10 protein-coding genes are annotated in these 11399 nt (G+C 60.0%); all 10 read left to right on the top strand.

All coding sequences use genetic code 11. The features are described 5' to 3' along the window. A partial coding sequence (locus tag Q0K00_RS09585; RefSeq protein ID WP_297228956.1) for a DUF1850 domain-containing protein occupies positions 1–343 on the top strand: 343 nt, incomplete at its 5' end. Positions 344–440: 97 nt separating this feature from the next. Further along, a complete protein-coding gene (locus Q0K00_RS09590; RefSeq protein WP_297228958.1) occupies positions 441–2540 on the top strand; it encodes a TRAP transporter permease in 2100 nt (699 codons plus the stop codon). Between the two features lie 469 nt (positions 2541–3009). Continuing rightward, a complete protein-coding gene (locus Q0K00_RS09595; protein ID WP_297228959.1) occupies positions 3010–3393 on the top strand; it encodes a DUF805 domain-containing protein in 384 nt (127 codons plus the stop codon). Positions 3394–3594: 201 nt separating this feature from the next. Then, positions 3595–4908, top strand: a complete 1314-nt coding sequence (gene hslU / locus Q0K00_RS09600; protein ID WP_297228962.1) for an ATP-dependent protease ATPase subunit HslU — start codon at positions 3595–3597, stop codon at positions 4906–4908. Positions 4909–5450: 542 nt separating this feature from the next. After that, positions 5451–5933, top strand: a complete 483-nt coding sequence (locus tag Q0K00_RS09605; protein WP_297228964.1) for a hypothetical protein — start codon at positions 5451–5453, stop codon at positions 5931–5933. Between the two features lie 562 nt (positions 5934–6495). Beyond that, complete coding sequence (locus Q0K00_RS09610; RefSeq protein WP_297228966.1) at positions 6496–6981, top strand: hypothetical protein; 486 nt, start codon at positions 6496–6498, stop codon at positions 6979–6981. Between the two features lie 617 nt (positions 6982–7598). Continuing rightward, entirely contained in the window at positions 7599–8366 is a 768-nt protein-coding gene (locus tag Q0K00_RS09615) for a hypothetical protein (RefSeq protein ID WP_297228968.1), read from the top strand. Between the two features lie 463 nt (positions 8367–8829). After that, positions 8830–9036 carry a hypothetical protein gene (locus Q0K00_RS09620; RefSeq protein ID WP_297228970.1) on the top strand — a complete coding sequence of 69 codons (207 nt, stop codon included), beginning with the start codon at positions 8830–8832 and terminating at the stop codon, positions 9034–9036. Positions 9037–9383: 347 nt separating this feature from the next. Then, positions 9384–9614: a hypothetical protein gene (locus Q0K00_RS09625; protein ID WP_297228972.1), complete on the top strand. Its 231-nt coding sequence runs from the start codon at positions 9384–9386 to the stop codon at positions 9612–9614. Positions 9615–10460: 846 nt separating this feature from the next. Continuing rightward, entirely contained in the window at positions 10461–10973 is a 513-nt protein-coding gene (locus Q0K00_RS09630; RefSeq protein WP_297228974.1) for an adenine phosphoribosyltransferase, read from the top strand. Positions 10974–11399: the final 426 nt, after the last annotated feature.

The following is an 11399-nucleotide window of genomic DNA, read 5'->3' on the forward strand; positions in this document are numbered from 1 at the left end:
CGTTTTCGGCATCCGCTATATCCATTCCGTGGCGCGGACGCCGGTGACGGACTGGTTCGCCGTCAACGACGGCTGCCTGTATCTGGAAAAGACCGAGTATCAGGATTTCGGGGCTGGGCTGCCGCATATGCCGGAAGGCGGCCAGCGCATGTCCACGGGCAACGGGAAGGTGGTCATCAGCGGTTTCCACCGTGCCCTGCCGCGCTTCGACCTGCGGGTCGGACGCATCGCCCGGCACACGCTGCTGCTGCCCGCCGCGGGCGGCGGCTGGCACGAGCTGCCGCTGGACAGGGTGGCCCCGCCGGGCTCGGCCCTGACCTTCCATATTGATGACAAGCCCTAAGCCTGATATATAGCCCCGCCGCGTGCGGGGTTTTTTGGATTGCCGCGGAACGTTTTTTCGAGTGAGGTAAGGTGAACAGATGAGTCATGAAGAACGGATGAGGATCATTGACAAGGAGGGGTCCGGCGGCTTTGCCCTGGAACAGGAACGCCATGAGGATGTGGACCATGTGGCCGTGGCGCGCAGTCAGGAGACCATGGACGTTTCCGAGATCGTGGCCAAGTACGACAAGGAATCGGTCTACCGCACCTTCAAGGGCTGGATGGATATCCTCATTCGTCTGCTCTGCATCGCCTTTTCCGCCTTCCATCTCTATACGGCGGCCATGGGGGCCTTCCCCCCGCAGATCCAGCGCGCCGTCCATCTGGGCTTCGTGCTGACGCTGGTCTATCTGCTCTATCCCGCCCGGGCCGACAAGATCAACAAGCTGGCCTGGTACGACGTCATCCTCGCCATCGCCGGGGCGACCGTCTGCGCCTATATCGTCTGGAATTACGATGTCATCGTCCTGGATGCCGGACCGGCCACGGACATGGATTTCTATTTCGGCTGCGCGGCCATCGTGCTGGTGCTGGAGGCGACGCGGCGCATCGTGGGCCTGCCCATCACGCTGGTGGCCGTGGTATTCCTGCTCTACGCCAAGTTCGGCAACCTCATCCCCGGCATGTTGGGCCATCGCGGCTTCAGCGTGCAGCGCATCGTCTCCCAGATGTACCTGACCACCGAGGGCCTGTTCGGCACGCCGCTGGGCGTGTCCGCCTCCTTCGTCTTCCTCTTCATCCTCTTCGGGGCCTTCCTGCACAGCACCGGCCTCGGCAAGTTCTTCATCGACCTTGCGCTGGCCGCCGCCGGACGCTATGTGGGCGGCCCGGCCAAGGTGGCCGTGCTGGCCAGCGGCTTCTTCGGCACCATCTCCGGCTCCTCGGTGGCCAATACCGTCTCCACAGGCACCTTCACCATCCCGCTCATGAAGAGCGTGGGCTATCGCGGCTCCTTCGCGGGCGCGGTGGAAGCCGCCTCGTCCACCGGCGGACAGATCATGCCGCCCATCATGGGGGCGGCGGCCTTCATCATGGCCCAGTTCCTCGGCATCGGCTACGTGGAGATCGCCAAGGCGGCCCTCATCCCGGCATTGCTCTACTATCTGGCCGTGGGCCTCATGGTCCACATGGAAGCCAAGCGCATGGGCCTCAAGGGCATCCCCAAGGAACGACTGCCCAAGGTCTGGATCGTGCTGCGGCAGGGCGGCTATCTGCTGATCCCCATCTTCGTGCTCATCTATCTGCTCGTCGAGGGCTATACGCCCCTCAAGTCCGCGTACTACTGCATCCTGGCCACGGTCATCATCTCCTGGCTCGCCAATAACTGGAAGGCCGTGGGCGGCGCGCGCTACGCCGGGCAGAGCGTGAGCACCGCCCTCGTGGAGACCAACGCCATGACCGTGCGCGACGTGCTGACGGCCATGGAGAACGGCGGCCGCCTCGCCCTCGGCGTGGCCGCGGCCTGCGCCTGCACCGGCTTCGTCATCGGCGTGGTGACCCTGACCGGTCTGGGACTCAAGCTCGCGCAGGCCATCCTCGTGGTGTCCGGCGACAGCTTCGCCCTCACCCTCGTGCTCACCATGCTGGCCTCCATCGTGCTGGGAATGGGCCTGCCCACCACGGCCAAGTACATCGTGCTGGCCACCATCGCGGCCCCGGCCATCATGCACTTCGGCGTGCCCGCGCTGGCAGCGCACCTCTTCATCATGTACTTCGGCATCCTTGCCGACCTGACGCCGCCCGTGGCCCTCGCCGCCTACGCCGCGGCGGGCATCGCCCGCGCCGAGCCCAACGCCACGGGCTTCATGGCCGTCAAGCTGGCGCTGGCGGGCTTCCTCATCCCGTATATCTTCTGCTACAATCCCGGCCTGCTCATGATCAACGCCACCGGCGTGCAGGTGGCGGGCTATGTGGCCACCGCCGTGCTGGGCATCGTGTCCCTCTCCTTTGCCAGCGTGGGCTTCTGGTTGCGTAACCTCTTCATCTGGGAGCGCCTCCTGCTGCTGGCCGGGGCCATCACCCTCATCACGCCCGGTCTCATCACCGATGCCATCGGCATCGGGCTCATGGTGGTCGTCTATCTTCTCCAGAAGATGCGCCCCAATGGGCCGGTGGCCGCCGCGGCGGAGGATCGCCCGCAAGCGGGCACGGCATAGAGCATTTTGCCTTTGAAAAAAAGGCAAGATGCGAGACGGCGGCACAGCGCCGCCCGGCCCAAACCAGGCGGAATGACCGCGTTTTTCCGCGAAACGCCAGGCCGTATGGTTTGAAACGCAACGCGCTTCAAACTGAACATGCACCAACGATCAAGGGGGCTTCGGCCCCCTTTTTTGTTGCCGTGGATGCCTCCCGTCTGGACGGCCGCCGGGGAGGATGCCGCCCTCCAGCGGACAAATAGGGCATGACCGATATTGACAAAGGGCACGAAAAGGGAGATATTTCCCTGCTCTTTGAGCGATGGGAAAGGCCTCGCGTCGGAAGCGACAGGGGGCGCCGCTGCGTGTCCTTGCGGCGGCGTGAACCTCCCGACGGAGGAGGCCGATGTGGCTGAAGCGGCAGTCGTCCCGCGCGAGCCGCTTTTTTTCCGCCTGACGGCGCAACATGAACATATCTGTGGAGGGAGGGATGAATCTTGAGGACTTCAAGGCGGCGGTAATGTGCTGCCTGCGGCAGAAGTACGTTGATTTCAACGGCAGGGCAAAGCGCGCCGAGTACTGGTATTTCTTTCTGTTCCAGGTGGTCGTCGCCCTCGCCCTCTTGATCCTGGAGGTTAGCTTCGGTGCGCTGGGCATGTCGGCCATCGCCAGCATCTTCAGGATCATCGGCGGCCTCTTTTCGCTGGCCACGCTCCTTCCCGGCCTCAGCGTGGCGGTGAGACGCCTGCACGACATCAACAAGTGCGGCTGGTTCGTCCTCATCGGTTTCATCCCGCTCATCGGCGCCATTATCCTGCTTTATCTTCTGGCGCAGAAGGGGACCGAAGGTCCCAACAAGTACGGCGACGCCTAGTCCGCCGCACGGCATGACGATCCCGGGGGGCTTCGGCCCCCCTTTTTTTGTGCCTGACGCCGGATGTCGCCCCGCGCGGTCATTGCAAGATGCCGCCGGAGCGACTATGCTGATCTGGCTCGCCGCCCGCGAGCAGCCCCCACCGGGGCCTGCCGGACAGGGCGGCGGCCACATCGCAGCATCCGACAGACGGGAGAACTCATGAGCGCACTGACTCCGCGGGAAATCGTGGCGGAACTGGACAAATATGTGGTGGGACAGGAACAGGCCAAGCGCATGGTGGCCGTAGCCGTACGCAATCGCTGGCGGCGGCAGCACCTGCCCGCCGAGCTGCGGGACGAGATCGCCCCCAAGAACATCATCATGATGGGCCCCACCGGCGTGGGCAAGACCGAGATCGCCCGCCGTCTGGCCAAGTTGAGCGGCGCGCCCTTCATCAAGGTGGAAGCCACGAAATTCACCGAAGTGGGCTACGTGGGCCGGGACGTGGAGTCCATGGTGCGCGACCTCATGGAGATAGGCATCAACCTCGTCCGCGAGGAGGAGAACGCCCGCGTGCGCCTGTCGGCCGAAGCCGCGGCCGAATCCCGGCTCATGGACCTGCTCCTGCCCAATTCTTTCGGCGTGGAGGATCGCCAGTCCACGCGCGAGAAGCTCCTCCAGCAGTTCCGCCTCGGCTTCATGGATGACCGGGAAGTGGAGATGGACGTGGTGGAGCAGGGCGGCGCGAGCATCGACATCTTCGCCATCCCGGGCATGGAGCAGATGGGCAGCCAGGTGCGGGACATGTTCGGCAAGGCCTTCCCCCCCAAACACCGCCGCCGCAAGATGAAAGTGCGCGAAGCCTTCAACGTCCTCGTGCAGGAAGAATCCGGCAAGCTCGTGGATCAGGAAGCCCTGGCCGACCGCGCCCGCGAGCGCGTGGAGCAAATGGGCATCATCTTCATCGACGAGATCGACAAGATCGCCAGCACCAGCACCAACCGCACGTCGGACATCTCCCGCGAAGGCGTGCAGCGCGACCTGCTGCCCATCGTGGAAGGCAGCTCCGTCAATACCAAATACGGCATGGTGCGGACGGACCATATCCTCTTCATCGCCGCCGGGGCCTTCCACTTCAGCAAACCCTCGGACATGATCCCCGAACTCCAGGGCCGCTTCCCCCTGCGCGTGGAACTCCAGCCGCTGGGCAAGGAGGAATTCCTGCGTATCCTCAAGGAGCCGGACAACGCCCTCACCCGGCAATACGAAGCCCTGCTCGGCACCGAACAGGTCAAACTGAGCTTCTCCGACGACGGTCTGGAAGAGATCGCCGCCTTTGCCGAGACCATCAACGGCCGCACCGAAAACATCGGCGCACGCCGCCTCTACACCATCATGGAAAAGATCCTGGCCGAGATATCCTTCGATGCGCCGGACATGCGCGGCGCCCAGATCATGGTCAACCGCGACTATGTCCGCGACCATCTGGAAGACGTGCGCGAGGACCAGGACCTCAGTCAGTATATCCTTTAGACAGAGCCGCAGACGCTCTCCGTCGATACCCGTGACGCCTGCGGCGTTACGGGTATCGGTCCATCTGGGGGAAAGGGGAACCCTCGCCCTGCTGTCGATGTCCGTAAGGCCCCTGCGTCGCCTAACAGGCGCGGCCCGACTGGGGGGAAGGGGAACCCCTCCGCCTGCGCGGGAGGTGTTCCCCTTCTCCCCCAGACCCCCCAACCCCTCCCCAGCGCGCTTTTGTCTGGGAGGATGCAGGGGAGACGCGACACTCGAGCCTGCCCCCGCCCGCCGGTCCCCCGGCGGCACAGCGCCGCCCGACCTCAGGCAAACAGGATGACCGCGTTTTTTCCGCGAAACGACAGGTCGTAAGGTTGGGAACGCAAAGCGTTCCCAACTGAAAATGTGCCAAGATTGACTCTTTTCGTCACGAGGCGCAGGGTACGCAGGCAGTTTCCCCGACCTTTCGACCGGAACGGCCGTCAGTTCTGGCCGGGACCGGTAGTCCGCATAAACGCCCTGTCCACGGGGAAGGACAGGCGATCTCAGGAGTGTTGGAAATGAAGAAGTTTCTTGCCGTCTGCGGCGGCAGCCTGCTGACCGTACTGCTGCTGGCCGTTGCCGTGTGCGCCGAGGAGATCGATACCGATCACTTTACGCTCGATCTGCCCGCTGATTGGAAATCCCGCAAGGTGGAGACCCAGCCCGACGGCACTGCGGTAGCCGTCGTCCAGAGCACAAAGGACGGAACCGTCGTGGGCATCCGCATCATGCAGTCCACAGGGCGCATCAGGGACATCGCCACACGGATCGTGGACAACATGAAGGCCAAGGGCATCGACATGTCCGAAATAAAGCAGGTCGGGGACTCCTTTGTGGTGGAATTCTCCCAGGGCGAAGCCAGAGGCATCCAGTACTTTGCGACCAGCGGAAAGTTTTTCAGCGTGGTCAGCATCATCGGCAAGACCGTCGATACCGGCAAGGAGTTCCTGCAAAAGCAGTTCAAGCCGATCGATTCCAAGCTCTTCCCGGCCTCCTTCTAGAGCGGATCAGCATGGAAATCGTGTCCAATCTCAATGCGGACGCTGCCCTCACACTACGGAAAAAGCGTGGTTTTTCCGTGTGTTCGTGCGGGTAGTCGCTCTCGCGCCCACCAGAGCGATCCACATTTTCAATGTGGAATTGCTCTGGGCTGTTGCCCTTGAAAAAATAGGATGCGAGGCGGCGGCACGCGCCGCCCGGCCCAAACCCAGCGGGATGCCCGCGTTTTTTCGCGAAACGACAGGTCGTATGGAGTGGAACGCTTCGCGTCCTCCCTAAAAATGCCCCGGAGCGGAGCAGTACTGACGGTTTGCTGCGCCAAAGCGGGAACGCACGCCCGCTCCGGCAGACGACGGCGCAGGCAAAATGCGCGTGTGCCCTTGCGGCAGCCGTCGTTTACCTCTTTTCCCTGAGAAAAGATTGACTCTTTTCGTCGAAAGGGGCAGGGTACGCAGGCGCTTTCCCCGGCCTTTCGACCGGAACGGCCGCCAGTGCGGGCCGGGACCGGCATCCGCATAACGCCCTGTCCGCGGGGAGGGACAGGATATTTCAGGAGTGTTGGAAATGAAGAAGTTTCTTGCCGTCTGCGGCAGCAGCCTGCTGACCGTACTGCTGCTGGCCGTCGCCGTCTGCGCTCAGGAAGTCAAGACCGATTACTTTACGCTCGACCTGCCCGCTGACTGGAAAATGCCGGGCAAGGTGCAGAAACTGCCCAACGGCAATACCGTGGCCGTCGTCCAGAGCAAGAAGGACGGGACTGCCGTGAGTGTCGCCGCCATGCCGTCCACCGCGCCCATCAAGGACATCGCCACGCAGACCGTGGACAACATGAAGGCCAACGGCTTCAAGTTCTCCGAAATGAAGCAGGTCGGTGAGTCCTATGTGGTGGAATTCAGCAAGAACGGCGCCAATGGCGTCCACTACTTCACCTCCAACGGCAAGCAGGCCAGCGTGGTCAGCATCATCGGCAAGACCCTCGACACCGGCAAGGAGTTCCTGCAAAAGCAGCTCAAGCCGGTCGATCCCAAGCTCTTCCCGGCTTCCTATTAGAGCATTTTCCGTTTGGACCGCGAAGCGTCCCGGACCATACGGTACGTCGTTTCGCGGGAAAACGCGGTCATCCCGCATGGTTTTGGCCGGGCTGCGCTGTGTCGCCGCCCGGCGTTTTGCTTTTCGATCGCCGTGTGCGTGGACCGTGCCACCGGACGAAAAAGCCCTGTCGCTTCCCGGCGGCGGGGCTTCCTTTTGGGGAAGAGCGGCCCGGCGGGCGTGCCCGTGCGTCGGGAAAACCGGCCCGACGAACGGATTGACGCTTCCGCTCTCCATCGGCAGGCTAGAGCAATTTCGGTTTGAAACGCTGCGCGTTCCAAAATACGGCCTGTCGTTTCGCGGAAAAAAACGCGGTTTTTCCGCTTGGTTTTGGCCGGGCGGCGCTGTGCCGCCGCCTCGCCTCTCGCCTTTTTCAGAGGCAAAATGTGTGAAAAGAGAGGCTGTCCTCCCACATTGGGGAGGACGGAGGCGACACAAGAGGAGGGTGGAGGATGAAAAGATTTTTTGCTGTCCGCGGCGGCCTGCTGCCGCTCGTGTTGTCGTTGTTGCTGGCTGTCGGCGGATGTGCCCGGAAAGAGGAGCGCGACGCCGCCAGAGCGGAAGCGGTGGCGGCGGCCATGGAAAAGCTCTTTGAAACCCGGCAGGTGAAAAACGAGTTCTTTACGCTGGATCTGCCGCGCGGCTGGGTGTTGTTCAAGGATGCCGCCACGCCGGATGGTGGGGTACGGGTCGAGGCCTTGAACACGGACGGGATCTCCGTCATCATCACGGTGCTGCGGTCGTTCGACGATGACAAGACCGCCGCTCAGGACCGCAAAGAAATGAAAAACTGGGAAAAGCGCAACGGGCGGCAGTTCATTACATACACCGGCAAGCTGAAGAGCGTGGTCACGCTTGCCGGCGATGCCGCCGGGGGATTCATGCAAAAGCATTTTACGTCGCACGTCCCCGGACTGTTCCCCAAAATGGCTGAGGCGGTGAAGAACGCTTACTTCACGCTGGAACTGCCGCCCGGCTGGGTGTCGGCGCAGACGACAGGGGCGGGCGGAAGGCTGAACTTCCTTGCCCACGAGAAAGGAACGGACGAGTTGATGGCGATACTGGTGGGGCCGGATGACGGATCCTTGCTTTCCAGAAAGAATATCGAACTGCTCCGCAATGAGGCAAAAGACCAGGGCCTCCCGATGAGCAAACCGGTCAAGTCCGGGAACAGCTATGTGATGTCACTCACCAAGAACGGCACCCGGAAGATCCTCTACCTCACCTCCAACGGCAAGCAGGCCAGCGTGGTCAGCTTCATCAGCAAAACGCGCGACGGCGGCAAGGCGTTCCTGCAAAAGCGGCTCAAGCCGGTCGATCCCAAGCTCTTCCCGGCTTCCTATTAGAGCCTGTTGACACCATTCGCTGTCTGTTTGGGGGGAAGGGGAACCCCTCGCTCTGCTGTTGATGCCCGTAAGGCTCCTGCGTCGCCAACGGGCACGGCCCTTCGGGCCGCCATTCGGTCGCTCCCCTTCCCCCCAAGCCCCCCATCCCTTCCCCAGCGCGCTTTTACCGGGGGAAGAGTCAAAGACACGAGGCACTCTCGTCCCAAAAACAAGCGGCGTGTATACAATTTATTTTTCATTATCTATTGAAAATTGTTTGTAAAATTTGTATTAACAGGCCCTAAGACGCAAAAAGATATTATACGCGATCGGAAAGCAACCAGACAGCAGCAGAGACAGGCTCTCAGAGAAGAGCAGCAAAAAAGCACAACAGATTTTCCCTCCCCAGCCCCAGCCCCAGGAAAAGGAGATGGAGAGGAAGAAAAATGGTCGCAAATCAGAAAAGCAAAAAGGAGAGTAGGCTATGAGAAAAAAAATTATGATTATTATTTCCCTTTTGGTTCTGTCTAGCTTTTCTTTGGTCGGTTGTGAGGAAAAAAAAGAGCCAACAGCCGATGAAATAGCAAAGAAGGAAAAGGGGAATATGGTACAGGGAGGAGATCCAAGCAAGGTACATGGAATTTTCGATGATTTAGATACGAAGGAGATTGGCAAAAATATAAAAAAATGAAATTTATCACATAAGTCTAGAGTGTTTTGCCTTTGAAAAAGGCAAAATGAGAGGCGGCGGCACAGCGTCGCCCGGCCCGAAGTGAACGGAGAAACCGTGTTTTTTTCCCGCAAAACGCTAGGCCGTATGGTTTGAAACGCAAAGCGTTTCAAACGAAAAATGCCCTAAGACGCAAAAAGATGTTATACGCGATCGGAAAGCAACCAGACAGCAGCAGAGACAGGCTCTCAGAGAAGAGCAGCAAAAAAGCACAACAGATTTTCCCTCCCCAGCCCCAGCCCCAGGAAAAGGAGATGGAGAGGAAGAAAAATGGTCGCAAATCAGAAAAGCAAAAAGGAGAGTAGGCTATGAGAAAAAAAATTATGATTATTATTTCCCTTTTGGTTCTGTCTAGCTTTTCTCTGGTCGGTTGTGAGGAAAAAAAAGAGCCAACAGCCGATGAAATAGCTAAGGCTTTTGAGAAGCGTGAGGATGAAAACAAGCCAAAGAGGGTACAAGGGGGAAGTCCTAAGAATGTGAATACTGACTTTATTCGTGAAGCTGAAAAAGAGTATTTGCAAGAGCAAAACAAAAGGTGAATAGTCAGCCCGCAGACTTGACCGACCGCTGCAAATGAAAAAAGAAGGGGGAGTTGTAAAACAATCCCCCCTTTCTTTTTTCTCTTTTGGAGAAAGGAAAAAACGCTTCGCTAACACGGAGTATAATACGATATTTCTAAAAGATAAATTATATGAATGATGTGAAAAAAGAGTATATAAAATTTTGGTTTTTTCCGGATGGAATCAGCTAAGTATGAGTACAAAATATATATTATTTTCCGTGGTTACGTTCTTTTATGCTTGGGGTATATCACTCGTATGTACGTTTATGATATTCTTCTGACGCTGGATACGTTTTGAATTTTGCCGCCAGTCCCACGGTGCGACGGGGTGTGCATCTTTCCAAAGGCCACGTTTTCAGCTTTTGCCGTCCGGGAGCGCTTTTTCCATTCACCACAAATGGATGCCTTTCAGAACTGAGGCTAAATCTGCCTAGCCCTCAGATATAGAGCATTTTCCGTTTTTCCCGCGAAACGTCCCAGGCCATGCGGTCTGTCGTTTCGCTGGAAAAATGCGGTCATCCGCTCGCTCCGGCATGTGACGGCGCAACTCCATGAGAAGCCCTGTCGCCTCACGGCGGCGGGGCTTTCTCCCTCGGCGCATCGGTACTTGCTTTCAGGGGCGAACTGTCGCTGCCCTTTACGTCCCACCATCTTCAAGCTATGATGAGGAAGATGGAGCCTCATCTCCGTCAGAGGCCAGCCGACTGCCCGGCACGGACATCCGTCCCGGGGCGGACGGTTCCCGTGCGGCCGGCCGGACGGCTGACGGACATGTCGTTTCCAGCGCCCATCAACCTTTTCCCCCCACAGCCCAAAGGAACTCATGGATATCGATTCTTTCATTCGACGGGTCCCTGATTACCCACAGCCAGGCATCCTTTTTTACGACATCACGCCCTTGCTGGCCTCTCCCGCAGCCTTCGGCAGCGTGATCGACTGGATGGTCTCCGAGGCGCTCCCTCTGCGGCCGTCCATGATCGTGGCCCCCGAGGCCCGCGGTTTCCTGCTGGCTGCGCCTCTGGCCCAGCGTCTGGGCATCGGTCTGGCCCCTATCCGCAAACCCGGCAAATTGCCGTGCGCCACCTTTTCCGTCAGCTACGATCTTGAATACGGCTCCAATGTGCTCTGTATGCATCAGGACGCCCTGAGGGAGACGGACCGCGTGCTGATCGTGGACGATGTGCTGGCCACGGGCGGCACGACTGAGGCCATGCTGCGTCTGGTCCGCCAGAGCGGCGCGGAAGTGGCGGGATGCTGCATCCTCATGGAACTGGATGCCCTCAACGGCCGTCGTGCGCTGGATGGCGTCCCGCTGTCCGTCCTCCTGCATATGTAGTCCGACTCCCCGGTGGCAAGCGCGTCGGGGAGATCTTTCCACCGTACGACGTAAAGGACATCTCCTCGTCCTCCCTCCCCCTCTTCCTTCCGTATCACCGGGGGACGGTCAGACAAAGGGGCGGCCTGCGTGCCGCGTTTGTCGTGCATCTCCCCTGATAGAGCATTTTCAGTTTGAAACGCTTCGCGTTCCAAACCATACGGTCTGTCGTTTCGCGGAAAAAACGCGGTCATTCCGCCTGGTTTTGGCCGGGCGGCGCTGTGCTGCCGCCTCGCATTTTGCCTTTGAAAAAGGCAAAATGCTCTAAAAGCGCGCTGGGGAGGGGATGGGGGGCCTGGGGGGAAGGGGGACCCCTCCCGCGCCGGCAGCGACCCAACGGGCGGCCCGCAGGGCCGTGCCCGTTGGCGACGCAGGAGCCTTACGGGC

This window comes from uncultured Desulfovibrio sp. (assembly GCF_944327235.1).
Taxonomy (GTDB): domain Bacteria; phylum Desulfobacterota; class Desulfovibrionia; order Desulfovibrionales; family Desulfovibrionaceae; genus Desulfovibrio.